The sequence below is a fragment of the Pseudoalteromonas sp. 23_GOM-1509m genome (genome assembly GCF_000518425.1).
GTDB classification, from domain to species: Bacteria; Pseudomonadota; Gammaproteobacteria; order Enterobacterales; family Alteromonadaceae; genus Pseudoalteromonas; species Pseudoalteromonas tetraodonis.
The window spans coordinates 1-25,499 of record NZ_JADO01000020.1; the positions used below are offsets into that span (position 1 = coordinate 1).

General features: G+C 41.8%; 33 protein-coding genes. 9 read left to right on the forward strand and 24 right to left on the reverse strand.

The window, feature by feature from the left end; genetic code table 11:
- Window positions 1-599: 599 nt before the first annotated feature.
- From rplQ to N523_RS0108430, 18 genes are all read right to left on the reverse strand, one after another.
- Window positions 600-1,001 (reverse strand): 50S ribosomal protein L17, encoded by a 402-nt coding sequence (gene rplQ / locus N523_RS0108350; protein WP_013466072.1) that lies wholly within the window; start codon window positions 999-1,001, stop codon window positions 600-602.
- Window positions 1,002-1,040: 39 nt separating this feature from the next.
- Window positions 1,041-2,027, reverse strand: coding sequence for a DNA-directed RNA polymerase subunit alpha (locus tag N523_RS0108355; RefSeq protein WP_008115371.1), 987 nt, complete (start codon window positions 2,025-2,027; stop codon window positions 1,041-1,043).
- Window positions 2,028-2,051: 24 nt separating this feature from the next.
- Complete coding sequence (rpsD, locus tag N523_RS0108360; RefSeq protein ID WP_002959461.1) at window positions 2,052-2,672, reverse strand: 30S ribosomal protein S4; 621 nt, start codon at window positions 2,670-2,672, stop codon at window positions 2,052-2,054.
- A gap of 21 nt (window positions 2,673-2,693) precedes the next feature.
- Complete coding sequence (gene rpsK, locus N523_RS0108365) at window positions 2,694-3,080, reverse strand: 30S ribosomal protein S11 (RefSeq protein WP_002959471.1); 387 nt, start codon at window positions 3,078-3,080, stop codon at window positions 2,694-2,696.
- A 12-nt stretch (window positions 3,081-3,092) separates the two neighbouring features.
- Window positions 3,093-3,449 (reverse strand): 30S ribosomal protein S13, encoded by a 357-nt coding sequence (gene rpsM, locus N523_RS0108370; protein WP_008115377.1) that lies wholly within the window; start codon window positions 3,447-3,449, stop codon window positions 3,093-3,095.
- Between the two features lie 125 nt (window positions 3,450-3,574).
- Complete coding sequence (gene rpmJ, locus N523_RS19295) at window positions 3,575-3,688, reverse strand: 50S ribosomal protein L36 (RefSeq protein WP_002959476.1); 114 nt, start codon at window positions 3,686-3,688, stop codon at window positions 3,575-3,577.
- Window positions 3,689-3,710: 22 nt separating this feature from the next.
- On the reverse strand, window positions 3,711-5,039 hold the full coding sequence (gene secY, locus N523_RS0108375; RefSeq protein ID WP_008115380.1) for a preprotein translocase subunit SecY: 1,329 nt from the start codon (window positions 5,037-5,039) through the stop codon (window positions 3,711-3,713).
- Between the two features lie 10 nt (window positions 5,040-5,049).
- The gene (gene rplO / locus N523_RS0108380; protein WP_013466073.1) at window positions 5,050-5,484 is read right to left on the reverse strand and encodes a 50S ribosomal protein L15; all 435 of its coding nucleotides are present in this window, start codon (window positions 5,482-5,484) and stop codon (window positions 5,050-5,052) included.
- Window positions 5,485-5,488: 4 nt separating this feature from the next.
- Window positions 5,489-5,671, reverse strand: a complete 183-nt coding sequence (gene rpmD / locus N523_RS0108385; protein ID WP_008115384.1) for a 50S ribosomal protein L30 — start codon at window positions 5,669-5,671, stop codon at window positions 5,489-5,491.
- A 3-nt stretch (window positions 5,672-5,674) separates the two neighbouring features.
- Complete coding sequence (gene rpsE, locus N523_RS0108390) at window positions 5,675-6,181, reverse strand: 30S ribosomal protein S5 (protein ID WP_008115387.1); 507 nt, start codon at window positions 6,179-6,181, stop codon at window positions 5,675-5,677.
- Window positions 6,182-6,190: 9 nt separating this feature from the next.
- Entirely contained in the window at window positions 6,191-6,541 is a 351-nt protein-coding gene (gene rplR / locus N523_RS0108395; RefSeq protein WP_008115388.1) for a 50S ribosomal protein L18, read from the reverse strand.
- Window positions 6,542-6,550: 9 nt separating this feature from the next.
- Window positions 6,551-7,084 (reverse strand): 50S ribosomal protein L6, encoded by a 534-nt coding sequence (rplF, locus tag N523_RS0108400; RefSeq protein WP_006794247.1) that lies wholly within the window; start codon window positions 7,082-7,084, stop codon window positions 6,551-6,553.
- 13 nt (window positions 7,085-7,097) lie between these two features.
- Window positions 7,098-7,490, reverse strand: a complete 393-nt coding sequence (gene rpsH / locus N523_RS0108405; protein ID WP_016899320.1) for a 30S ribosomal protein S8 — start codon at window positions 7,488-7,490, stop codon at window positions 7,098-7,100.
- A 21-nt stretch (window positions 7,491-7,511) separates the two neighbouring features.
- Window positions 7,512-7,817, reverse strand: coding sequence for a 30S ribosomal protein S14 (gene rpsN / locus N523_RS0108410; RefSeq protein ID WP_006794245.1), 306 nt, complete (start codon window positions 7,815-7,817; stop codon window positions 7,512-7,514).
- A gap of 10 nt (window positions 7,818-7,827) precedes the next feature.
- Window positions 7,828-8,367 (reverse strand): 50S ribosomal protein L5, encoded by a 540-nt coding sequence (gene rplE / locus N523_RS0108415; RefSeq protein ID WP_010392500.1) that lies wholly within the window; start codon window positions 8,365-8,367, stop codon window positions 7,828-7,830.
- Window positions 8,368-8,383: 16 nt separating this feature from the next.
- Window positions 8,384-8,698, reverse strand: a complete 315-nt coding sequence (gene rplX / locus N523_RS0108420; protein WP_004589210.1) for a 50S ribosomal protein L24 — start codon at window positions 8,696-8,698, stop codon at window positions 8,384-8,386.
- Between the two features lie 10 nt (window positions 8,699-8,708).
- Complete coding sequence (gene rplN / locus N523_RS0108425; protein WP_008115397.1) at window positions 8,709-9,077, reverse strand: 50S ribosomal protein L14; 369 nt, start codon at window positions 9,075-9,077, stop codon at window positions 8,709-8,711.
- A gap of 274 nt (window positions 9,078-9,351) precedes the next feature.
- A complete protein-coding gene (locus tag N523_RS0108430) occupies window positions 9,352-11,310 on the reverse strand; it encodes an AsmA family protein (RefSeq protein WP_028834848.1) in 1,959 nt (652 codons plus the stop codon).
- A gap of 266 nt (window positions 11,311-11,576) precedes the next feature.
- Here N523_RS0108430 and N523_RS0108435 point away from each other — a divergent pair, with 266 nt between their 5' ends.
- The 7 genes from N523_RS0108435 (at window position 11,577) to N523_RS0108465 (ending at window position 18,680) form a co-directional block, all read left to right on the forward strand.
- Entirely contained in the window at window positions 11,577-12,740 is a 1,164-nt protein-coding gene (locus N523_RS0108435) for a hypothetical protein (protein WP_028834847.1), read from the forward strand.
- Window positions 12,741-13,053: 313 nt separating this feature from the next.
- Window positions 13,054-13,731, forward strand: a complete 678-nt coding sequence (locus tag N523_RS0108440; protein ID WP_024602208.1) for a TorF family putative porin — start codon at window positions 13,054-13,056, stop codon at window positions 13,729-13,731.
- Between the two features lie 195 nt (window positions 13,732-13,926).
- The gene (locus tag N523_RS0108445; protein WP_013466079.1) at window positions 13,927-14,637 is read left to right on the forward strand and encodes a YIP1 family protein; all 711 of its coding nucleotides are present in this window, start codon (window positions 13,927-13,929) and stop codon (window positions 14,635-14,637) included.
- A gap of 48 nt (window positions 14,638-14,685) precedes the next feature.
- Entirely contained in the window at window positions 14,686-15,852 is a 1,167-nt protein-coding gene (locus N523_RS0108450) for an efflux RND transporter periplasmic adaptor subunit (RefSeq protein WP_028834846.1), read from the forward strand.
- Complete coding sequence (locus N523_RS0108455) at window positions 15,852-16,559, forward strand: ABC transporter ATP-binding protein (RefSeq protein WP_008467268.1); 708 nt, start codon at window positions 15,852-15,854, stop codon at window positions 16,557-16,559. Before N523_RS0108450 ends, N523_RS0108455 begins: the two co-directional genes overlap by 1 nt.
- Window positions 16,552-17,790, forward strand: a complete 1,239-nt coding sequence (locus tag N523_RS0108460) for an ABC transporter permease (protein ID WP_013466081.1) — start codon at window positions 16,552-16,554, stop codon at window positions 17,788-17,790. Before N523_RS0108455 ends, N523_RS0108460 begins: the two co-directional genes overlap by 8 nt.
- A gap of 212 nt (window positions 17,791-18,002) precedes the next feature.
- Window positions 18,003-18,680 (forward strand): nitroreductase family protein, encoded by a 678-nt coding sequence (locus N523_RS0108465; RefSeq protein WP_028834845.1) that lies wholly within the window; start codon window positions 18,003-18,005, stop codon window positions 18,678-18,680.
- Here the strand turns inward: N523_RS0108465 and N523_RS0108470 are convergent.
- Genes N523_RS0108470 through N523_RS0108480 form a run of 3 tightly spaced genes read right to left on the reverse strand, consistent with a single transcriptional unit; the run spans window position 18,677 to window position 23,320 of the window.
- A complete protein-coding gene (locus tag N523_RS0108470; RefSeq protein ID WP_008115415.1) occupies window positions 18,677-19,747 on the reverse strand; it encodes an efflux RND transporter periplasmic adaptor subunit in 1,071 nt (356 codons plus the stop codon). The two genes, N523_RS0108465 and N523_RS0108470, sit on opposite strands and share 4 nt — an antisense overlap.
- Complete coding sequence (locus N523_RS0108475) at window positions 19,737-23,012, reverse strand: efflux RND transporter permease subunit (RefSeq protein WP_028834844.1); 3,276 nt, start codon at window positions 23,010-23,012, stop codon at window positions 19,737-19,739. Before N523_RS0108475 ends, N523_RS0108470 begins: the two co-directional genes overlap by 11 nt.
- Window positions 23,013-23,017: 5 nt before the next feature.
- Complete coding sequence (locus N523_RS0108480) at window positions 23,018-23,320, reverse strand: ArsR/SmtB family transcription factor (RefSeq protein WP_008467273.1); 303 nt, start codon at window positions 23,318-23,320, stop codon at window positions 23,018-23,020.
- Between the two features lie 131 nt (window positions 23,321-23,451).
- Between N523_RS0108480 and N523_RS19300 the strand changes: the two genes are divergently transcribed.
- Both N523_RS19300 and N523_RS0108485 read left to right on the forward strand, forming a co-directional pair.
- Window positions 23,452-23,640: a YgaP family membrane protein gene (locus tag N523_RS19300; RefSeq protein ID WP_008467276.1), complete on the forward strand. Its 189-nt coding sequence runs from the start codon at window positions 23,452-23,454 to the stop codon at window positions 23,638-23,640.
- Window positions 23,641-23,645: 5 nt separating this feature from the next.
- Window positions 23,646-23,990: a rhodanese-like domain-containing protein gene (locus N523_RS0108485; protein WP_008467278.1), complete on the forward strand. Its 345-nt coding sequence runs from the start codon at window positions 23,646-23,648 to the stop codon at window positions 23,988-23,990.
- A 62-nt stretch (window positions 23,991-24,052) separates the two neighbouring features.
- On the opposite strand, the gene N523_RS0108490 is transcribed toward N523_RS0108485, so the two are convergent.
- The 3 genes from N523_RS0108490 to N523_RS0108500 all read right to left on the reverse strand — a co-directional run bounded on the left by N523_RS0108490 (window position 24,053) and on the right by N523_RS0108500 (window position 25,482).
- A complete protein-coding gene (locus tag N523_RS0108490) occupies window positions 24,053-24,595 on the reverse strand; it encodes a PH domain-containing protein (RefSeq protein ID WP_013466085.1) in 543 nt (180 codons plus the stop codon).
- Between the two features lie 77 nt (window positions 24,596-24,672).
- Window positions 24,673-25,290: a LysE family translocator gene (locus N523_RS0108495; protein WP_028834843.1), complete on the reverse strand. Its 618-nt coding sequence runs from the start codon at window positions 25,288-25,290 to the stop codon at window positions 24,673-24,675.
- A gap of 9 nt (window positions 25,291-25,299) precedes the next feature.
- The gene (locus tag N523_RS0108500; protein ID WP_008109493.1) at window positions 25,300-25,482 is read right to left on the reverse strand and encodes a hypothetical protein; all 183 of its coding nucleotides are present in this window, start codon (window positions 25,480-25,482) and stop codon (window positions 25,300-25,302) included.
- Between the last annotated feature and the right edge of the window lie 17 nt (window positions 25,483-25,499).

Here is a 25,499-nt window from a genome sequence, read left to right on the forward strand (position 1 = left end):
CCCGTCTCAGTGGGGTCGCATTATAGGGAGATCCGAAAACAGATCAACCCTTTTTTGAAGAAAACTTGAAATAAATGACTGTTCGCTGGATATTTAAACTAAACGCTTAAAAAGACAACTAAACTCAAGCATATTTAGCTTCAAATGAGGTTATAAGTTATTTTTTAATGATAACGTGTTGATGTTGATGTTGAAATCGCTTGCAAATAGCATCCGATTTCTTGCTATAACTATTTTAGCTAGTAGAACACTAAGGGCATTTGGCAAAAAACATAGCATATAGTTAAGGCTTTCTTTACTTATGTATTTACTGTTTCAACCTATGACGTTAATCAAAACCTTAAGTTATATAATTAGCTTATTTTTACCAATCATAGCTAAATAGAATATATAGATTAGGGGTAACATGAAGAAAGTATCTAAATAAGCGAACTATATTTCTGTTAGTAGCAAATAGACTGTCTTTATTGATATGGGGCTGTTTTTTATTATTGATAAAAAAATTGGGGAGGACTTTTCGCGACCCTATTACCGTGTGATAAATTTTAGATATTAAAAAGCCGAGCATAAGCTCGGCTTTTTGGTGTCTCTTTAAAGACTTACTCTGCAGACTGTGCGTCTTCTTGAACTTCTTCGCTCGCCGCTGGGCGACCAACTAGTTCAATATAAGCCATTGGTGCATTATCACCAGCACGGAAGCCACACTTAAGAATACGAGTGTAACCACCTGGACGGTCTGTATTACGAGGACCGATTTCGCTGAACAATTTACCAACTACTTCATTATCACGCGTGCGGGCAAATGCTAAACGGCGATTTGCTACGCTGTCAGTCTTAGCCAGTGTGATTAAAGGTTCAATTACACGGCGTAACTCTTTCGCTTTAGGCAAAGTAGTTTTGATGATTTCATGTTTCACCAAAGAACCTGCCATATTGCTGAACATCGCTTTACGATGGCTACTGTTACGGTTTAATTGACGACCACTCTTACGATGGCGCATGACCCTATCCTTCTAACTAAACTAATATAGTGATTTAGATTATTCAGCTAGGCTTGCAGGCGGCCAATTTTCTAGGCGCATACCTAGAGAAAGACCACGTGAAGCTAGCACGTCTTTTATTTCAGTTAGAGACTTCTTACCTAAATTAGGCGTTTTAAGAAGCTCAACTTCAGTGCGCTGAACTAAATCACCGATATATTGAATTTGCTCGGCTTTCAAACAGTTTGCTGAACGTACTGTTAGTTCAAGATCATCAACTGGACGAAGTAGAATAGGATCGAATTCTGGCTTCTCTTCTTTCTCTTCTGGCTCAGTTACATCGCGTAAATCTACGAATGCATCTAGTTGCTCAGCTAAGATAGTAGACGCACGGCGGATCGCTTCTTCAGGATCTAAAGTGCCGTTTGTTTCCATATCAATGATTAACTTGTCTAAGTCTGTACGTTGCTCAACACGGGCTGATTCAACCGAGTACGCAATACGTTCAACTGGGCTGAATGATGCATCAAGCAGCAATCGACCAATTGGACGCTCATCGTCATCAGAGGATAAACGACTAGATGCCGGCACATAACCACGACCACGCTCAACACGAATACGCATGCTGATCTCGCTGTTATTTGTAGTTAAATTACAAATAACATGATCTGGGTTAGCAATTGTTACATCGCCATCGTGCTGAATATCTGCCGCAGTCACAGGGCCTACACCAGATTTAGTCAGGGTCAGAAAAACTTCATCTTTGCCTTCTAACGTTACCGCTAGACCTTTAAGGTTTAGTAGTATTTCAATGATGTCTTCTTGTACGCCTTCTTTCGCGCTGTACTCATGCAATACACCGTCGATTTCAACTTCAGTTACTGCACATCCAGGCATAGATGATAACAGTATACGGCGTAAGGCATTACCCAAAGTGTGACCAAAGCCACGCTCGAGTGGTTCTAAAACTACTTTAGAACGCGTTGGGTTTATAGCGTCGATATCGACTAACCTTGGTTTTAGAAATTCTGTAACAGAACCCTGCATTTTATCCTCTCTTAACTCTTAACTTTACTTAGAGTAAAGTTCGACGATTAGTTGTTCATTAATGTCCGCAGACAGATCTGAACGCTCAGGTAGGCGCTTGAAGCTACCTTCCAATTTCTTACCGTCAACTTCAACCCAAGTCGGCTTTTCACGTTGCTCAGCCAACTCTAGAGCAGCGATGATACGTGCTTGTGTCTTAGACTTCTCACGGATTACAACAGTATCTTCTGGAGTAATTACGTATGAAGGAATGTTCACAACACGACCATTAACTAGAATCGCTTTGTGGCTTACTAACTGACGTGCTTCAGCGCGTGTGCTAGCAAAACCCATGCGATATACAACATTGTCTAAACGTTGCTCTAAAAGCTGTAACAAGTTTTCACCTGTATTACCTTTAAGGCGAGCAGCTTCTTTGTAGTAGTTACGGAATTGCTTTTCTAATACACCGTAGATACGACGTACTTTTTGCTTTTCACGTAATTGTAAACCGTAATCAGATAAGCGTCCTTTACGAGCGCCGTGCTGACCAGGTGCAGTCTCAAGTTTACACTTAGAGTCGATAGCTCTTACGCCGCTCTTAAGGAACAGGTCAGTACCTTCACGACGACTCAGCTTGAGCTTAGGGCCCAAATATCTTGCCATGTTATTTCTCCTAACCTATTGTTAAACGCGACGTTTCTTCGGTGGACGACAACCATTGTGTGGTATTGGCGTCACGTCAGTAATGTTGGTGATACGGTAACCAGCAGCATTCAAAGCACGTACAGCAGATTCACGACCTGGACCTGGACCTTTGATGAAAACTTCTAGATTTTTTAAACCGTATTCTTGAGCAGCAGTACCTGCACGCTCTGCAGCAACCTGAGCAGCAAATGGAGTAGATTTACGTGAACCACGGAAACCTGAACCACCGGCAGTAGCCCATGATAGTGCATTACCTTGACGGTCGGTAATCGTTACAATAGTGTTGTTGAAAGACGCATGAACATGAGCCATACCATCAGCAACTTGCTTTTTAACCTTTTTACGACGAATTGGTGTCTTAGCCATTTTACTATCCCCTTATCGCTTAATAGGCTTACGAGGACCCTTACGGGTACGCGCGTTAGTCTTTGTTCTTTGACCACGAAGTGGTAAAGAGCGACGGTGACGTAGGCCACGGAAACAACCAAGGTCCATAAGGCGCTTGATATTCAAAGTAACTTCACGACGAAGGTCACCTTCTACAGTGTACTTGCCAACTGCTTCACGCAATACGTCAAGTGTTTCGTCTGAAAGTTCACCGATTTTTGTGGTCTCGGCGATACCAGTCGCTTCTAAGATAGCCTTAGAGCGAGTCTTACCTATGCCATAAATAGCTGTTAAACCAATAACTGCATGTTTATGATCAGGGACGTTAATGCCAGCGATACGGGCCACTAACACATCTCCTATATTTGAATTTGGTAATCATCTGTTTGAAAAGCCCGTAAGGATACTCAAACGAAGACCAAATCACAACTAAAAACACAGGCCGAGAAACCTCAGCCTGCACGACTGTTTACTTAGCCTTGCCTTTGCTTATGCTTAGGCTCACTGCAAATTACGCGTACTACACCAGCACGTTTAATAACTTTACAGTTACGGCATATTTTCTTAACGGAAGCACGTACTTTCATTGCTCAACTCCGTAAACTGACCTTATCGACCGTAGCCTTTAAGGTTCGCTTTTTTCAGCACAGAATCATACTGATGTGACATCAGATGCGTCTGTACTTGTGCCATAAAGTCCATGATTACTACAACGATAATCAAAATTGATGTACCGCCGAAATAGAATGGCGTTTGCCATGCCATAGTCATGAATTCGGGCACCAGACAGATAAAGGTTATATACAAAGCACCTGCCAATGTCAGGCGTGTCATCACTTTATCAATGTATTTAGATGTCTGCTCACCTGGACGAATACCTGGGATAAATGCGCCAGATTTTTTCAGGTTGTCTGCCGTTTCACGCGGGTTAAAAACCAACGCTGTGTAGAAAAAGCAGAAGAAGATGATAGCCGCAGCTAAAACCATTGCATACAAAGGCTGACCTGGAGTCAACGTTGTAGCAATTGCTTGTAGCACATCAGCAACCGGACCTTCACCCTGGCCGAACCAGCTTGCAATTGTACCAGGGAACAGAATTATACTGCTAGCGAAGATTGGTGGAATAACACCCGCCATATTTACTTTCAGAGGTAAATGCGTGCTTTGAGCAGCAAATACTTGACGACCTTGTTGACGTTTGGCGTAGTTAACAACGATACGTCGTTGTCCACGTTCAAAGAATACAACAAGATAAGTAACAGCGAATACTATAACCGCAACCATCAACAGTACAAAAACATTCAAATCACCTTGGCGCGCCATTTCGGCTGTCGAACCAATAGCAGACGGCAGGTTAGCTACAATACCAACAAATATTAGAACTGAGATACCGTTACCGATACCACGTTCTGTTATCTGTTCGCCCAACCACATAAGGAACATAGTACCGGTTACTAAACTCACCACTGCGGTGAAATAGAATCCCATACCTGGGTTAACAACTAACCCGTTCATCATGCCCGGTAAGCTTGTGGCAATACCGATTGATTGGATAGTAGCAAGCACAAGCGTGCCGTAGCGTGTGTACTGGCTTATCTTTTTACGCCCTTGCTCACCTTCTTTCTTAAGCTCTATAAACGGCGGATACATATGCGTTAATAGTTGCGTAATAATCGAAGCCGAGATATACGGCATGATACCCAGTGCTAACACTGAAGCTCGCTCAAGCGCACCACCGCTAAACATGTTGAACATCTCAACAATGGTGCCCTTTTGTTGCTCGAAGAAATCGGCAAGTACAGCGGCGTCAATCCCAGGGATCGGCACAAATGAACCTAGACGGTAAATTATGATAGCACCCAATACGAAGAGTAATCGGCGCTTCAATTCCGAAAGTCCACCTTGTGCACTTTGTGTATCTTGACCTGGTTTAGCCATTAGTACTTCCTTAGTCTTCTACCTTGCCTCCGGCAGCTTCGATAGCTTCGCGTGCACCTTTAGTAGCCTTAAGGCCTTTAACGGTAACAGCGCGTGAAACTTCGCCAGATTTAACAACTTTAACGAACTGAACGTTCTTTTTAACTAGACCAGCTGCTTGTAACGCGCTTAGGTCTACCACATCGCCTTCAACTTTAGCGATTTCGTATAGGTTAATTTCTGCAGATACTAATGATTTGCGAGAAGTGAAACCGAACTTAGGTAGACGACGTTGCATAGGCATTTGACCGCCTTCGAAACCAACGCGTACTTTACCGCCAGAACGTGACTTTTGACCTTTGTGACCACGGCCACCAGTCTTACCAAGACCAGAACCGATACCACGACCAACACGTTTTGGAGCAGTTTTTGAACCTGCAGCAGGTGAAAGTGTATTCAAATGCATCGAATTACCCCTCTACCTTAACCATGTAATAAACCTGGTTAATCATACCACGTACACATGCTGTGTCTTCTAACTCAACAGTGTGATTGATACGACGTAAACCAAGACCGCGTAATGTAGCTTTATGCTTCGGTAAACGACCGATAGAGCTTTTTACTTGTGTTACTTTTACAGTTTTATTAGCCATGGTTTACCCCAAAATCTCATCTACTCGAAGACCACGTTTTGCAGCGATCGACTGAGGAGAATTCATGTTCTCAAGAGCTGAGATCGTTGCACGTACAACGTTGATCGGGTTAGTAGAACCGTAACATTTAGAAAGTACGTTCTGCACACCAGTCACTTCAAGTACTGCACGCATAGCACCACCTGCAATGATACCAGTACCTTCAGATGCTGGTTTCATAAACACTTGTGAGCCAGCATGACGTCCTTTAACAGGATGCTGTAATGTGTTGCCATTTAGGTCTACGTTGATCATGTTACGACGTGCTTTTTCCATTGCTTTTTGAATAGCAGCTGGTACTTCACGTGCTTTACCATAACCGAAACCTACTTTACCTGCGCCATCACCAACTACAGTTAGTGCAGTAAAGCTAAAGATACGACCACCTTTAACTACTTTAGACACACGGTTCACCGCGATTAGCTTTTCAGCTAAATCAGGCTGTTGTTGCTTTGCTTCTACGTTAGCCATTGTCTACTCCTAGAATTGCAAACCGGCTTCACGCGCAGCATCAGCTAGCGCCTTCACACGGCCGTGATATTTAAAGCCACTGCGATCAAAAGCAATCTTTTCGATGCCTTTGTCAGCCGCACGTTCAGCAACCGCTTTACCAACTGCTTGTGCAGCTGCAACGTTGCCTGTGCCTTTAACTGTTTCGCTAATAGCTTTCTCAACAGTAGAAGCAGCAGCCAGTACATTACCCTCAGCGTTTACAACTTGAGCGTAAATGTGACGTGGCGTGCGGTGGATAACAAGACGCGTTGTGCCTTGTTCAATATAATTTCTACGAGTGCGTTTAGCACGACGTAGACGAGCTGTTTTTTTATCCATCGTCTTACCTTACTTCTTCTTAGCCTCTTTACGGCGTACATTCTCATCTGAATAACGAACACCTTTACCTTTATAAGGCTCAGGTTTACGGTATGCACGAATGTTAGCAGCTGTTTGACCAACTAACTGCTTATCTACGCCCTTAACTAGAACTTCTGTTTGGCTTGGAGTTTCAATCGTAATTCCTTCAGGAACTGCGAAATTAACTGGGTGCGAGAAACCAAGAGTTAAGTCTAAAACTTTGCCCTTAGCTGCAGCACGGTAACCAACACCTACTAACTGAAGTTTCTTCTCGTAACCTTCATGCGTACCAACAACCATGTTGTTGATTAGAGCGCGAGCAGTACCTGCTTGTGCCCATGCATTGGCTACGCCTTCACGAGGTAAAGTTGTAATAACGTTGTCGTTAACTTGTACTTCAACTGCATCGTTGATAGTACGAGTAAGTTCACCGTTTTTGCCTTTAACTGTGATTTCCTGGCCTTTTAATGTAACTTCTACACCGGCAGGAACGTTTATTGGTGCCTTTGCTATGCGAGACATAGTTCCCCTCCGATTAAGCTACAAAACCAATGATTTCACCACCAACGCCTGCACTACGTGCTGCGCGGTCTGTCATTAGGCCTTTAGAAGTTGATACGATAGCGATACCTAAACCACCCATTACCTTTGGTAATTCGTCACGTCTCTTATAGATACGTAGACCAGGGCGACTTACACGCTGGATATTTTCAATAACAGCTTTGCCTTCGAAGTACTTTAACTCGATAGAAAGCTCAGGTTTTACATCACCACTTACTGAGAAGTCTGCGATGTAACCTTCATTTTTTAATACATTAGCTACTGCTACTTTCAGTTTCGAATTAGGCATCGTTACAGATACTTTCTTCGCTGACTGACCGTTACGGATTCGTGTAAATAAATCCGCGATAGGATCTTGCAAGCTCATAGTCTTACTCCCATGATTCTATTACCAGCTAGCCTTTTTAAGGCCAGGAATTTCACCGCGCATAGCTGCTTCGCGAACTTTAATACGGCTCATGCCGAATTTGCGAAGGAAACCATGTGGGCGGCCCGTAATGTTACAACGATTACGTTGACGTGCAGGGCTAGAATCACGAGGTAAAGCTTGTAGCTTAAGTACCGCGTCCCAACGATCATCTTCAGATGTATTAACATCACTGATGATAGCTTTTAGTGCTGCACGCTTTTCAGCGTACTGAGCAACTAGTTTAGTGCGCTTTGCTTCGCGCGCTTTCATAGAATTCTTTGCCATAACCCTACCCTTATTTCTTGAATGGGAAGTTAAACGCTTCTAACAACGCACGGCCTTCCTCATCTGATTTCGCAGATGTAGTGATTGTGATATCCATACCGCGTACACGGTCTACTTTATCATAATCAATTTCTGGGAAGATGATTTGTTCACGTACGCCCATGCTGTAGTTACCGCGTCCATCAAAAGACTTAGCACTCACACCACGGAAGTCACGGATACGTGGGATAGCGATTGAAACCAAACGCTCAAAAAAGTCCCACATACGCTCGCCGCGTAGGGTTACTTTACAACCAATCGGGTAACCTTCACGCACTTTGAAGCCAGCAACAGATTTGCGTGCTTTAGTGATTAAAGGTTTCTGACCAGAGATAGCTTCTAGATCCGCAACAGCGTTATCTAAAATCTTCTTGTCAGCTAAGGCTTCGCCCACACCCATGTTTAATGTGATCTTTTCGATCTGAGGGACTTGCATGACAGAGCTGAAACCAAACTTCTCTTGAAGTTCAGCAACTACTTTGTCTTTATATACTTCATGCAGTTTCGCCATCATTCTACTCCAACTATTAGATAGTTTTACCAGTAGATTTAAAGATACGTAATTTCTTACCATCTTCAATCTTGAAACCTACACGATCTGCTTTGCTCGTTTCCGAGTTGTAGATCGCAACGTTTGATACGTCGATAGACGCCTCTTTCTCAACAATACCGCCAGCTTGGTTCAACTGTGGAACCGGCTTTTGGTGTTTCTTGATTAAGTTAATGCCTTCGACAAATACTCGACCAGACTCGGTTACAACTGAAAGCACTTTGCCGCGCTTACCTTTGTCTTTACCTGCTAGTACGATTACTTCGTCATCACGACGGATTTTTGCTGCCATGATAGACTCCTTACAGTACTTCTGGGGCTAGTGAAACGATTTTCATGAACTTTTCATTACGAAGTTCGCGAGTCACAGGGCCGAAAATACGAGTACCAATAGGCTGCAAGTTATCATTTAAGATAACAGCCGCATTGCTGTCGAAACGGATCAATGAACCGTCTGGACGACGAACGCCTTTTTTGGTACGCACAACTACCGCGTTTTTAACATCACCTTTCTTCACTTTACCGCGAGGAATCGCTTCTTTTACAGAAACTTTAATGATATCGCCAATCGCTGCATAGCGACGGTGTGAACCACCAAGGACTTTTATACACTGCACTTTGCGAGCGCCGCTGTTATCAGCAACTTCCAGCTGAGTTTGCATTTGGATCATGTTAATGACCTCCGGTGTAGTAATTACAACTTGTCTTAAATTTGTTTAAAATCAAGACATTTCGATTGAATTCCACTCAAAAAACATACTAGATGTCTCTTAAGGGCGGGCAATTGTATCAGCATTGAGGGGGGAGTGGTAGGTTATTTTTTAATTAATTTAATAGGGATGCTAAATTAAAACGAGGTTTTCTATGCTATTTATCTAATTTACAGGTGGTTATAAAACAAACAAGGCATCTTGTTGATGCCTTGTTTTATATCAGTAATTAAAATTAGCCAAACAAACCTTTTAATTTGTCTTTAATTTTATCTTTAGCTTTGTCTTTTGCATCATCAAGCTTTTGCTTAGCTTCATCTTTTAAAGCATTGCTTACATCAAGCTTTATATTCACGTCATGAAACGGGCCTTTTATGCGTAAAGGAACTTTAAAGCCAGTACTGTCATCGGTTGTACCTTGACCTTCAATAGAGTCAACGACGCCTGTTACTAGTCGATAGTTAACAAGCGTTTGCGGTAAATCAACGTCTCCTTCACCTGAAATGCGTATTAAAGGGCTGATCAACGATAAATCATTATTTTTGCCTACGCCATTGGTAAAGTTAAAACTACCAGAAAGTGCAGAGAAATCTGTTTTCTCAGATTCCTCAAATCCTGTATCTAATCCCTCAGACACGGCATTAAAGTTGCCTTTAACTAGCTCTTTCCCCTTACGCACCATTTCTGCTACGTTTGCTCCCTTAACTGCACCATCAGCGAACTTGAATCCTAGTTTACCATTAAGCGCGTTAATAAACGTTTTTTGGCTTTGCCCTGCTGTGGTTAGATTCCAGTTTAAAGAGCCCTTGCCCATTAGCTTATCAAAGCCTGCAGCATCGCTAAGTAATGGCTGTGCGTCTATTTTATCTAAATCGAAGTTGGTTGCTATTTTATAAGGGGTATTTTGAGCATTGATAGTCACCACCCCTTTACCTGTTCCTTCATAAGCCGCAAAGCTGTCTAAACTTAATTTAGCAACGCTATTTTTTAGTGCCACAGTAAACTGGTTTGCGCCGAGTTTAATATCGTTCGCTTTTAAGCCACTTGAACGGACAATCACATTTGCATCTAATGCATTCAAGCCACTTAAATCAATTTTAGTATCATCCCACACTATTGGCTCTGCAGGCTTAGACTCGTCTTTTGCAGGGGCTTCTTTTTTAGCTACGGTTTCTGGTAAGTAAGGATTTAAATCAAGCATCCCTAGGTCAATATCAGCATTAACCGCTAAACGACTGCCTAGATTCACCTTACTTTTACCTTTAATCTCGAGTGCATCGAGCGTTGCAACTAATTCAGTTAGGTTAAACTCCTCACTGAGCAAGTGCATTTGGGCATTGATACTAAAGGCATTAAACGCATTGTCTTTAGCGTTTAAGTCAACCCCTTGCCAGTTAGCAATATTTTTAACTGAATCACCGTTAAGTGCTAATAATCCTTTAATATCTTGGCCTTGTTTGGCTATGCTGCCATCAAATGTTAAATCTACTAAACGTGAGTTAAGCGTTTGCTTTACATTAAATGTGGCACCTTCAATCGCTTTTGCTGGAGTATCAAGTTTTACATCAAGCTCAAATCGCTCTTGCATATAAGTAATAGCACCGGTTACTTCAAGCTGTTTGCGCAGTGAAGGCAGTAATATAGCCAGTTCTAAATCGCTAATTTGTTGTTTAGCACCCGTTTGACCATCTAAATATGTAAACGACCCGCCATAAATAGCGACTTCACCTAATTGAATATCAAAGTTTTCAGGTAGTTTGACTGCCTCACCCGATTGAGCTTGCTGCTCAGGTTGCTTGGCCACTGCATCAAATAACTGCCAGTTTGCTTTGCCGCTTTTATCGGTTTCTAGCAAAATATCAGGCTCATTAATTACAAACTTTTCTAGCTTTAGTTCGCCACCGAGTAATGAAAGCCAAGGAATATGAACGGCAAGTTGCTGCATACTTGCCATATCAGCGCGAGAGCCACTGGACATATTGGCAAAATGCACATCATTAAGCTCCAGCTTTAATGCAGGAAATACACTGAGGGTTTTATCGCCCTTTATCGTTAATGTTCGCCCGGTTGTTTTTTCTACCTGCTCAGACACTTTATTAAAAATGGTATCAGTAGGAATTAAAAATGGTGCAGCAACAATTAACGCTATGCATAGCAATAATATGACACCAATAACTTTAAATAAGGTTTTCATGATCATCCTTTCAAACGTGCAAATAATGTTCTTATCATAGCGGGAGTTAGCGCCAAAAGCATTGTTAAATAAATAAAAAACATATCAATTAGGGCATCCCTTTTTAAAATCAGGTTTTCAAAACTCATTTTAATAAATTTAAAGATTCATGCCCCTGATTACATTGCTGCAATTGTTCGGTATGATGCGCGCCCCTGTTGTATTTAGCCTAAATAAGCTAAAATGTAGCGACTAAAAAATATATCTAACCGGAGAGTCTACAAGGCATGAAGAAACTGCTAATTTCACCGTCAAAAATGGCATTAGGCGAACAAGAAAGTCAAATTTATCAAAACATTCTGAAGCAATCTTCAGAGCTAAGCCTAAACCTGATGGCCGTGAAAGTGGAAAACCATCCAGAAGATTTTTTAGGTTGGTGTTACGAGCTATTAAGTGCAAGCCGCGACCGCATTAATTACGACTTACTCGAAACCTCACAATTACCATTATTAAAAAAACTGCACGACCAACTTATTTCAGCGATTAGCTTTTTACAGTTAAAAACATTACGGGTAGCACCTTGGCCGGTAGTGAGTATGTTTGTAGAACAACATAAAGAACTGGTGGCACTTGATGAGCAATTACGTTTAACTGCTTATATCTCAGGCCTACGTGAACAACCATTAAAAGACATGATCCCTGAAGACTTACTCGCTTTTAGCGGTAAGCACATGGCATCACTCGATCCGAGTACTTATAACTTTGATGTAGAATGGTTTGCCTCTACAAAAAGTGCTAAAGGCTTTCACCAGATGCTGGCTGACTTGCCAGGTGCATTTGACGATGCCCTGAGCAATATCCCACTTGAGGGTGATGTAGCGCAAAGTAATTACCAACAATTTGTAATTGCTTACTTGAGTGCATTTAATGGCAGTGATGAAAAACCAACACTAGCGCCTGCAACCCGTTTATTAGCAATGCGCCGCCCTGATGTATTTACACCGATTAGCAATAGTCGCCTAGATGCATTGTGCTCCGCTTTAGGTATCACCAAACTAAATAACCGCGACTTTGAGCGTTACTGGCAAGATGTAGTACAAAGCATTCACGCCATGTCATGGTTTAAAATGGCCAATGCAGGTAATGAACTAGAAACTCAGTTAGTGGATATAAAAGCGCTAATACCTTGCTTTTTTTATTATGCAGATACGAATACTGCAGATAACTCTAACTACATTAAGCTACTTAATAAACCTACACGTAGTACTTCGAGCAGCAGTAAAGCGCCACGCCGAGAAAAAGAATCGGCTGAAATATTAGTAGACCGCGCACTTGCTGCTGATGATATCCCAGAGCATATTCGTGCTAAGCGTGATTCTATTATTAACGAAGTACAAAAAGGCCGTGGTGTAAACGAAACAATTACACTTATGCGTACCATTTTTGGATAAGACGTATATCAAACGCAATTAGCTTTAACAGACCCTAATATAGGTAGCCTGGTAGCGCTCTAATGGTGCAGCCAGGCTTTTTTTTGCACCAGCAGTGTGTTCTTTCCTTACATACTTTTCACAAAGCGTCTTTGCGCATAATTTCAACACTTTGTTTTATAATATAAAATTTATTTTTTATTAAATAAATGGAAGCTGGCACATACAGTGCATTTCCCCCTGCAGTAACCTAATAATACGCCGCGATTCAAAAGGTTGTAGTCGTTTATAATAAAAACCTTGGCGTGCAAAATCATACAATGGGAAATGAAACATGCTAAAACTACAAAAAACAATACTCATCAGTGCATTGGCATTAACAGGAATGGCATCAACAACGGCCTTTGCCGAAGTAACAGCCAATGCAGCAGCTACTTCTAACTACTTATGGCGCGGACAAGAGCAAACTGGGGGCGATGCAGCTGTATCTGGTGGTATTGATTACGCTAATGAATCTGGCTTTTATGCGGGTACCTGGGCGTCAAATGCGTCTTGGGCCGATGAAATGACCTACGAACTAGATTTATACGCCGGTTTTGGCGGCGCTATTAATGAAAACGTAAGTTATGACGTAGGTTATATTTATTACGCTTACCCAGATGCGGCATCAGGTGCAGATGCTGATTTTTCAGAAGTTTACGGTAGCATTAGTGTGCAAGGTTTTACATTTGGTGCAGCCGTACTTGCAACATCTGCTGCCAGTGGTGATGGTACTGATTTTGGTGATTCACTGTATTTAAACGCCGATTACAGCTTCGCTGTTGGTAGCAATGGCACTGAAATGGCGCTACACATAGGGCATTACTCAGGCGATTTCATCGGTGATGACAATATTATTGATTATGGTGTATCAGTGTCTAAAGATGGTTTTACCTTTGGCCTATCTGATAACGACATGGACGGCTCAGATGTTAAAGCTTATGTAGCCTACGCTGTCGACTTTAGCCTATAAAAAGAATGTGTTACTTGCTGCAACACTAAGGGCCGAAAGGCCCTTTTCTCGTTTTAAATAACTTAACTAGATCTAATCACGCCACACCTTGTTAACAAACCGTTACAATTAATAAATCAACTTACCTCGCTTTTACCTTAGTATATGACTGATAACTATATAGTTCACTATTGAGAAAATCATAAAGGAATAATCATGAAGTCATCTAACGCGCTATCTGCTTGTATCGACATTTTTATCAGCCCAAGCAAGGCTTTTAATGGGCTAAAAGAAGCTAAAGGCTGGTCTTGGCTTGCTTTTGCACTTCTCGCTCTAACCCTTGCAGCCTCTGCTTATACATTTTATACCACTGCAGACTCACAATTTATTTTAGACCAGCAGGTTGCTGCAGCGAGTGTGGATGCCACAATCGGCGAGAAAAAAATGATCCGTCAAAGTATGGAGCAAAGCCTCGATAACCAAGTGTGGTTTGCAATTGGCGGGGGTATTTTCGGCCTTCTTTTTATAAATGCACTCCTATCTGGGTATTACATGTTGATATCTAAGCAAGACCCTGATGCTAATTATAGCTATGGTGCGTGGTATGGTTTTGGTGTTTGGAGCATGATGCCCATGGTTATTTCAAGTTTAGGTGTTGTTGCGCTAGTTCTTACAGCCAGTAACAATGAATTACCTATTAGTTTATTCAATTACGCCTCTATAAATCAGTTATTTCTGGGATTAGAGCTTGGAGATAGCTTCTATAATATGATGGAGAGTTTAAGTATTTTTAGTCTTTGGAGCATAGCTTTGGTTGCTATTGGGTTAAAGTGTTGGACTAATTTCAGCTTTAATAAAGCACTTCTTTTTGCTGCGCTACCGACCATTATCATTTACAGCATCTGGACAATTATTATTGTTGCTTAAAGGAATGTAGGCAAACTTTTCTGCCTACTCATAAATACGGAAATAAAAATGAAAAAAGCGATTATCATTACCCTTGCAATTGCAGCTTTTATTGCTCTTGTTGTATCAAAGCAAATTACTGGCGATGAAAAAGCACCAGAGGTAAATGTTGCACAGGTTGAGCAAGGTAGTATTGCAGACTCCATTATGGCCTCTGGCAATTTAGTCTTTAATACTCAAGTGCAGTTACGTTCAGAGGTAACCGGACGAGTCGACAAGGTGTTTGTTGAAGAAGGGCAAAGTGTAAAACAAGGCGACATTTTAATGCGCTTAGATACCACTGCTTTTGAGTCAGAAGTAACACGTAATAAAGCGGTATTGCGAGCTAGCGAAATAGAAATAAAACATAGTAAAACACGCCTTTTGAACTTTGAACGTCAGCTTAAACGTCAAAAAGAGCTTTATGACGTAGGCCTAGCAGGGCAAGAAGTATACGAGAACTTACAAAATGCACGCGACCTTGCCAAAATAGATATTGAAGCCAGAGTAGAGTCTTATAATCAAGCCAAAGCCTCTCTTTCAATCGCTGAAGATAGACTTAGCAAAAGTGTATTTCGTGCTCCAATGAGTGGTTTGCTCGCCTCAGTAAATATTAAAGAAGGCGAAACCGTTATTGCCGGCACCACTAATATTATTGGCTCAGATTTAATGCTGGTTGCCGACCCAAGCGCTATTTTAGCTGAGCTCAGAGTTGATGAAACTGATATTGCTGGCATTAAATTGGACCAGCATGCAGATATTTATGCTGCTGCGTACCCCAATCAACCCTTCACTGGCAAGGTCATTAACATTGGAACCTCAGCAAAAAACCAAGCAGGTTCACAAGGTTTATCATTTCGAGTGAAAGTGTTACTTGATAATACCGATAGGCAACTATATGCAGGTATGAGCTGCCGTGCAGAAATCGCAACAAGCCTTGCTGTGAATGGCTTAAAGCTCCCTATCGAAGCCGTACAAAAAGAAGATGACAAAACGTTTGTATGGCGTTTAAACGACGATAACACTGTAAGCAAAGCCTATGTAGAAGTAGGTATTTCTTCAGATATAGAGCAAGCAATTACCCAAGGTTTAAATAAAGGGGAGCGAATTGTTATTGGCCCTGCACGTCCTATCAGTAAACTAAAAGAAAATGATACGGTAAAAGTTAAGCAAACAACTGCCAAGGATGCGCAATAATGTCGGCGGTAATCAAGCTTGAGCATATTAACAAGCAATACAAAATGGGTGAGCAAATATTTAAGGCCCTAGATGATGTAAACGTGGTCATTAATGAAAACGAGTATGTCGCTATAATCGGTCCTTCAGGTTCAGGTAAGTCAACTTTAATGAACTTATTGGGTTGCTTAGATACTCCAACTACTGGGGATTACTTTTTAAAAGATAAACTTGTAAAAAGTATGACAGAAACCGAGCTCGCTCATCAGCGTAACGAAAGTGTTGGCTTTATTTTTCAGAGCTTTAACTTACTTCCGCGTGCGTCGGCACTTGAAAATGTGATGCAGCCTTTGGTTTATAGGTTTATACCCGCAAAACAACGTAAACAAAAAGCCCTCGATGCACTCAAACGTGTAGGACTCGGTGATAAAGTGGATCATCTATCAAGCCAGTTGTCTGGTGGGCAACGCCAGCGTGTTGCCATTGCACGAGCGCTAGTGACTAAACCGCATATTTTACTCGGTGACGAACCAACCGGGAATCTAGACAGCAAAACTACCACTGAAATTATGGCGCTATTTGATGAGCTACATAATGAAGGCCACACCATTATTTTGGTAACTCACGAACAAGAAATTGCAGATCATTGCCAGCGAGTTATTCGCTTAGTTGATGGCAAGGTAGTGAGCGATGTGCGTAAAGGTGAAGGAGACAAACAGCATGTTTAAATCTGCTATTGCAATTATGGAAGGAACAAAAGCAGCACTAATGGCCATTAAAGCCAATGCCATGCGAAGCGCACTCACTTGTTTAGGGATTATAATTGGGGTTGCCGCGGTTATTACAGTGGTAGCCGTTATGCAAGGCTTTACTAAGCAAATTAACGATCAACTCGCAGATATGGCACCTGATGTAACCACAATTAAACCCTTTACCAGCATTGAACAAGAAATGGTGGGCAAAAATGCTAAACTCACTTACAACGATTTTTTAGTCTTAAAAGCCCGAGTAAAAGAGGCTGAAACACTCACTGCACTGATGTTTACTTGGCGTTTTTCTGGTGGCGCTGAATATGGAAATAAAAGCCACTCATCACGAGTAATGGGTACAGAGCAAGATTACCAAAAAGCGTATAGAACCTTTCCAGAACTTGGGCGCTTTATTCGCGCAGAGGATGATGAAAAGCGCCGTCGAGTCGCTTTTATTGGTCCATCCATTATTGAAAAGCTAAACCTGCCAAAAAACCCTGTAGGCGAATATATTAAACTTGGCGGCGAGTGGTTTAGAATTATTGGCGTGGCTGAAAAACAAGGTAGTTTATTGGGGTTCGATCAAGACGATTATATTAATATTCCCATCAGTACCATGAGCGCATTAGAGGGTCCAAGTAGCAGCAGCAATGTACAAATTATGTTTAGACTCAAAGAAGACAGTGATGAAGAATTGGTACTTGCTAAAATCACTCGCATTTTACGCCAATTACATAAACTAAAAGACAATCAAGAAAACGACTTTGAATTTGAAACAGCTGAAAAAGCACGCGCTAACGTTGATAAATTTACAGGTAGCGCTACAGCAATTACCGCAGGGATTGTTGGTATCAGTCTTGTTGTTGGCGGTATTGGCGTAATGAATATTATGTTGGTATCAGTAACTGAGCGTACCCGTGTTATCGGCACACTAAAAGCACTCGGTGCAACACCAGGGTTTATTATGTTGCAGTTTTTAGTTGAAGCTGTGGTGCTGTCATTATTTGGAGGCTTAATTGGCTTAGTCATTGGCTATGGTGCTGCCGAGCTCATTTCGCTCTCTGTACCAAGCATGCCCGACGCTTATATACCAGGCTGGGCTATTATGCTGTCGTTTGGTTTTACCTCTTTAATCGGTATTGTATTTGGTTTAGCTCCCGCAATAAAAGCAGCTAGGCTTAATCCCATTGATGCCTTACGTTATGAATAAACACTCAAAATAGCGACCTGTTTGCTTAAAATAGTATCCTAAAATAGCTGACTTTTACTGTTTTAGGATACCTAATAGGCTCTTATCTATTGGCTAAGCCTTGTAATATGATATAAATATTTTATGCGTAGCGCGGGTTTTATAAACCTTAGCAGATAAAGCCTTTGCTGCTATTTTAAACCAAACACTCTAAAAATAAGAAGCGAACAGCCATGCAAAATCATAAAAGCCAACTATTAGCCGATTTTATAGAATACCCGCCAGAGGAAATGCTGACGCGTGCGAATGAGTTTTTACAAACGAGTCAACGCCGTCATAGTATTCGCAGCTTTAGTAACCGCCCAGTGCCAAAAGAAATCATCGAAACCTGTATAAAAGCGGCAGGTACAGCGCCTAGTGGCGCAAACCACCAGCCTTGGCATTTTGTAGCAATTAATAGTAGTGATGTTAAAAAGAAAATTCGTGAAGCAGCCGAGAAATTAGAACGCTCTTTTTATGAAGGCAGAGCGGGTGAAGAATGGTTAGATGCACTAAAACCCTTAGGCACCGATGCTAACAAACCCTATTTAGAGCACGCGCCATGGTTAATCGCGGTGTTTAGTCAAAAAAAGGGAGGTGTAAATACGGACGATAAAAACACGAATTACTATGTGCATGAATCGGTAGGCCTTGCCACTGGCTTTTTAATTCAAGCCTTGCACCGCGCAGGCCTTGCAACACTTACCCACACACCAAAACCGATGAGTTTTCTAACCGATATTTGTGGACGTGATAAAGACAATGAACGCCCTTATATGTTACTTATTACTGGTTACCCAGATGAGCATGCAACAGTGCCGCTGCACGCCCTAGATAAAAAGTCGATTGATGAAATTGCGAGTTTTATTTAATCGCTTTGACTTGGCATGTAATCAACAGCAAGTACATCACCCTCTTTTAGGCCTGCTATTACGTGTTGCTGGTTATTTATAATACTGCCTAAACGCACGAAACGTTTAACCAGCGTTTCGTTTTCAAGTACATACACCATATTGAGCTGACCAAACTCATGCACCCAACGTGGATCAATTAATACACCTTGGGTACTTTTTATTGGTAACTGTAGTTGAGCATAAAGGCCTGGCATTAAACCAAGTTGCGCATCGGCTTCTAAACGAATAAGCAAGCTGCGCGCCGCGTTATCTGCCACTGGTACAATTTCGCTCACCGTTGCGGGTGTTGTTATATCTAGAGAAGGTAATACCACATTTAAACTGTCCCCTACTCTTAATTTTACTGCTTGTTGTTCACGTACATTAAATTCAAGCTGTAACTGTAATGGGTTATACAAAGTAATCAGCGGTTTACCGGGTGTTGCAGTATCGCCAGGTTCAGTTAGGCGCTCAACGACCACGCCCGAAATAGGGGCAGTAATACGCGTATAATTAAGCGATACCTGAGCTTGCGTTTGCTGTTGCTTAGCAACCGCTAAATTAGCGGTTAAGTTTTCAAACTTTGCTTTGGCGTCATCTAATTCACTAACAGATACTAATCCTTGCGCATTTAAATCAATCATTCTGGCTAGTTGCTTTTTAGCTTGCGTTAACGACGCTTGCACCGCATTAATATTTGCACTGCTTTGCGCTAATGCTGCTTTAAAATCATCTTGCTTGAGCATAATAAGTAAATCGCCCTTAGCGACTTTATCGCCAGCACGTACTTTTAACTGCTCAACCTGCGCCATAACATGCGATGAAATTTGCGTATTTTGTTTTGCTATTACACTACCTGGTACCTGCTCAGTGCCTGCAATACTTTGCAGCGTTACCGTTACTCGCTCACCTTGATAGTTCGTTATTTGTGATTCTTTTAAGCCTGCAGTTTGCTTGTCAGAAAAGCTGCCCGCCATATAAAGCACAGCCATAATAATGACAAATAACGCGGCCAATGTGCCTATAAATTTTGATTTACCCTGCATGCGCTTTATCCTCTGTGCTTGCAAACACTAAATAATAAACAAGCGGTACTACAAATAATGAAAATAATGTAGACGCCACAATGCCAAAAATAATCGCAATCGCGAGCCCGCTAAATACCGGATCGAGTGTGATCACTAAGTTACCTAATAAAGTGGTACCTGCGGTTAGGAGCACAGGGCGCATTCGCACCGTACCCGCTGCAACAAGCGCCTCTTTAATTGCCATGCCTTGGCCGCGAGCTTGATTAATAAACTCAACCAAAATAAGTGAGTTACGCACCACGATACCTGCAAGGGCAATCATGCCTATCATCGCTGTGGCAGTAAATAATACCGGCTCTGGGGCACCTGCTATAGAGCGCTCACCAAACTGATTTAACAGCCAAAAACCTGGCATTATGCCTATCACTGTTAACGGAATAGCCGACATGATAATCAGCGATAAACTCGCCGACTGTGTTTGTACCCGTAAAATTATAAATATGGCACTGAGCGCAAACGCAAAGGCAATGCCCATATCTCTAAATACATCAATAGTTATGCGCCATTCCCCCTCGCCGCTAAAGCTGACATGGGTTCCTTGTGGAAATTGCCATGGAGCAGTTCCGCCATTATTAAAAAAGTGACGACCTACCCACGATGTTTTAACAAACTCATCGTTTGATACATTTAAATCAGCATTCACATCAGCAATCACTTCCGCTGGTGTGCGCCCATTAAGCTCAGCCATAACATAAATCACGTCGCGCTGATCTTTACGAACAATCGTTTTAGCAACATGATGTTGTGTAAATTCACCGAGTTCTGAAAGCGATACTAACGGCCTTGGCGCACTGCTTAAACCAAACTCGTTACTGGTTTTAGCTAAATCTCTGTCGCCCCTAACCTGAAGTGCAAGTAATTGCGAAAGCTGATTTCGCTCGCTGTACGGTAGCTGTAATTTAATATCAACGGGCTCTGTTTCATTGCTCACATAAAGTACACCCACGTTTTCACCTTGAGAGGCAATACTGAGTGTTTGTGCAATATTTTGAGTTGAAACCGCACTGAGTGCGGCCTTGGTTTTATTGGTAACAAAACGTTGTAATGGCGAGGGTGCCACCATTGAGGTATCGACTTCAACTACATGAGGCTCTTGTTGTAAACGCGCAGCTAACCGCAAGGCAGCTTGAGAATGTGTTTGCTCATCAACAAAAGCATCTCGGTAAACCTCAGCAACTAAGGTACTCAGTACCGGCGGCCCTGGTGGTACTTCAACCACTTTTATTACAATGCCATCGGTTGCTAGCATCACGAGCTGTTCGCGAAGGCGCATAACTACTCCATGCGATTGATGATCGCGCTCAGACTTATCCACTAACAATACCCTCAGCTCGGCGAGATTAGCTGCATCACGGCGATAATAACCGCGCACCATACCGTTAAAGTCCATACTTGAAGGTTGACCAACATAGGCCGCTATTTCACTTACTTCGTTTAATTGCCATGTGAGTGTTTGGATTTGTTTAGTAAATGCAGCTGTGCGCTCCAGATTAGTCCCCTCTGGCATATCTATCAGCACTTGCAGCTCATTTTTATTATCAAAAGGGAGTAGCTTTAAAGGCACCAAACGCATCACGGGTAACATGGCGCTAATAATAAATAATGCTAGGGTTAGCCACAAAACAAGTTTTGCTCGCCCCTTAGAAACCAATAATGGGCTTAATATTCTTTGATATGCACCAACTTTAGGAGCAAGCTCAGGCGGTTGTTCATTATCAGGCTTGAGTAACTTCATCGCAAGCCAAGGGGTTACAAAAAATGCAACAATGGTAGAAACCATCACGCTAACCGGCACATTAAATGCCATAGGTGCCATGTACGGCCCCATCATGCCGGTAATAAACGCCAGTGGAATAAACGCCACCATAATAGTGAGCGTAGACATAAGTAAGGCACTTCTAATTTCGCTCATTGCGCCAACAATCTGCTGTTTTTTATCGCCTTTTTTATTCAAAAAGCGGCTAATATTATCAATACCTGTGATTGGGTCATCTACCAGTAAACCCAAAGATAAAATAAGCGCAAATAAGGTCACCCGGTTAATGGTGTAACCAAATGCAAAATCTAATGAGAGTGTAATGCCATAACAAATAGGAACCGCCAACCCAACCACCACGGCAGGACGCCAACCTAAAAACACCCCCACAAATATCACCACAGTAAAGACCGCAAAGACTAAACTTGAAGTGAGGTTATTTACTTTTTCATCGGCAGTTTGGCCATAATCTCTTAATACCGCATAGCTCACCTCAGGGGGTAATAGCGTGCGTGTTAGCTGCGCCATCATTTGATGAACATCGTTGGCAACTGCAACAGCGTTCGTGCCTGTTTGTTTTGCAACGCTTAGTGTTACCATTGGTAAATGCTGCTGGTTTGCCGATTGAGCAAGCCATTGGTAATGCTTAGCTTCACTTGGGCCATCAATAACGTTTGCAACATCAAGCAAGTAAACACTTTTGCCATTAACAACATTCACTACCAGCTGTTCTACAGCAGATTGACTTCGTAGAACATCACCTGCTTGCAATTCAATTTGCTGCTGACCATCAACCACACTGCCTACTTGCGTTAGTTGATTAGACACGCTTAATGCATAAAAAACGTCATTTACGGTTGTTTGGTGGGCAGCCAATGCGCTGGCATTTAAATTAATGGTGAGGGTTCGTTTACGACCAGCAATGACTTTTACTTCACTGGTGTGTTCAATACGCTGTAAACTGTTGGCTATTTCGTTAGCAAAGCGGGTTAACTCGTAATCACCATAAAGTTGCGGGTCTTTACTGTATAGCCCCAGCATAACAATAGGTACATCATCCACTTCAACGGGCCGTATTTGCCAACTTTTGATAACAGAAGCCATGGTATGTTGATAACTGTTAAGTTTTGCATAGGTATCTAAAATAGCTTGTTCGCGGTCATGGCCAACCTCAAAGCGAAGTGTAACTACTGCGGCATTCGTTTGTGTAGTGGAATAAATATGTTCCACACCGCCAAGTTGGGCAAGTAGCTTTTCAAGTGGCTGGGTAACCAATCTGGCTACCTCTGGAGCTTCTACGTTGGGCGCCGATACGTATATATCGAGCATAGGCACCACTATTTGTGGTTCTTCTTCTCGCGCTGTTTGTTGTAAAGCAAATAAGCCAAACAAAATCGACAACACAAAAATAATAACCGGAATACGGCCACTTAAGCTGCTTTTTACTGCGTTATCAATCATGCTCATAACTTTTAGCCCTTGCAAAACAGTCCATATAATGTGCCTAACAAATGCACGGCATTTTGATCAATCACGCGGTAATAAATAGTTTGGCTTTCGCGGCGAGTAGCCACTACATTGGCTTTGCGCAGTGCCGCTAGGTGCTGTGATAACGCAGACTGCGCTAGCGGTACGGCTTCGTTAAGCTGCGAAACACTCATTTCGGTATCTTGTAATGAGCATAAAATCATTAGTCGATTTTTATTCGCTAATATTTTTAATAGCTGCTCAGCTTGATCCACATTAGTCGCCATCGCTGTAAAGTCAATTTTCATACTATGCTCTTATTCTAAAATATGCACTTAGTATAAATTGCTAGATAAGAAATGTCTAATATTAGAATTTACTAATTTAACAATATCTAATATAGTAGCTCTGTACTCAATCAAATAAGTGACCTACTATTATGAAACTCAATAACGCACTTCGTCTTATCGCTGGCATCATGATTGTTGTATCAATCCTTTTGCAAACGTATCACGATCCGAAGTGGATATACTTTACCGCTTTTATCGCTGTAAACTTAATCCAATCAGCTTTTACTAGCTGGTGCCCAATGATCACTCTATTACGCAAACTTGGCTTTAAGGAATAATCACCATGCTTACATCTATCCCCGATTTACTAAAAATTATTACGCCTAATCAACGTCGCATCGACGCCGAACAAGCTAAACAAGAGATCAGTGAAAACAAAGGATTACTCATTGATGTGCGTGAACCGGCTGAACATGCAACCAAAGCCGCTACCGGCGCAATTAATATTCCGCGCGGCTTACTTGAAATGAAGTTAATGGAAATAGAAAAAGACGCAGCACGCCCTATTTACTTACATTGCGCTAGTGGTGCGCGTGCAACATTAAGTGCTGAAGCACTGACACGCGTAGGTTATGAAAACGTCACAGTTATTACCTGTAAAGCAGAAGCTGTTTGTCAGGCATTTTAAAGGCCAAAAATTAAATCTCTCGGCGATCAACCGATCGCCGAAAATTAATGTATACCTGCGCCTTACTTCCTCTCATCCAACAAGTTGACTAACATTTGCTCGATATTTTTTACGCTGTAGGTAAGCGAGCGGATGAGCTCTACTTGGCTTTGTGGTTCATCGTTATTAGATTGGGCTGGCTGATCTGAAGTGAGGTTATCTTTTTGAGTTAAAATGGCTTCACGAAATTCACTGGCATTAACTACCCCAAGTAACGATACTAATGCACCGTGACCAGACTGCCCTGCAGTTTCAAAGCTTAAGCGGTATAAACCAAATAGTCGCATTAATGGCCCCTGACTTAATCCCACATCAGTGATTTTTTCAAGCGGAATCGATTTTTCTTCTTTAAACAAAATACCACGTTTAACCACTAGCTTGCGCTCTAGTAAATCGGCCGACATAGCTGCTAATACTCGCCCTGCGACTAGCCACACCAAAAGCAATACAACGGGTAAAAACACAATAGTTACAACTGGAAAAAGGCTAAATATTGCAGCTAAGCACATCCAGTACTGTTTGACTTTGTTATCAAAAGTGGCACTTTTTAAAATTATATTAGACATCGGCTTATCACTTTTAAATTATAGTTTTTTTAAGTTACATTAATTACCAACTGTACGCAATTCAATCACTTTGATAGTTAAAATCCTATTACCACTTTGATCGCAAGCGCAATAAATACCATACCTAATAGTCTATCTAACCAGATATTTTGCTTGGTAAAGCCAAAGCGCTTTTTAGACACATCAGTGAGTAAAGCCACCAATAAATACCACCCAGTATCTATTACAAAAACGGTTAAGCACATAATAATACCGATGTTTAATGTAAGGTTTTCTGGATCGATAAACTGCGAAAATAGCGCCAAAAAGAAAATTGCCAACTTAGGGTTTAAAAATGCAATCGCAAAACCATCTTGTAACGCCTTAGAACTGCTCACTGCACTTTTTTGAACTTGCAGCTCGCTGTCGTTAGGTTTTGAAAATAGTATTTTCAAACCTAAATACGCTAAATAGGCTGCCCCTAAGTACACTAAAAATTGATACACAGTAGGAAACTGCAACATCAATGCGCCTAATCCCAATAATGAGGCCGCTGCATATAAGCCAACCCCAAAACCATGGCTTAACGCTGCCAGCATGCCATTTTTCATCCCGCCATTTAAGCTATGCTTTAATACCACAGCTAAACTAGGCCCTGGCGACATTGCGCCCATCATGCATACCAGTGCTAAGCTAAACCATAATGATAATGCCATTAGTAACCCTTATATTTCTTCATTTTCAATAAGTAATGCATAACCATGCACTTGCCCATAAAAGCCTGTCAATGGCACTGCGTTTATTACTTTCCAGCCGTCTTGGTTTAATTCCTGTATGCGATCATTTAGTGCGACTATATCTACCCCACCCAAAAAACGGGCCTTTCTGAATTCGATTACTTTTTGCATTTTAATCCTTGTTGAAC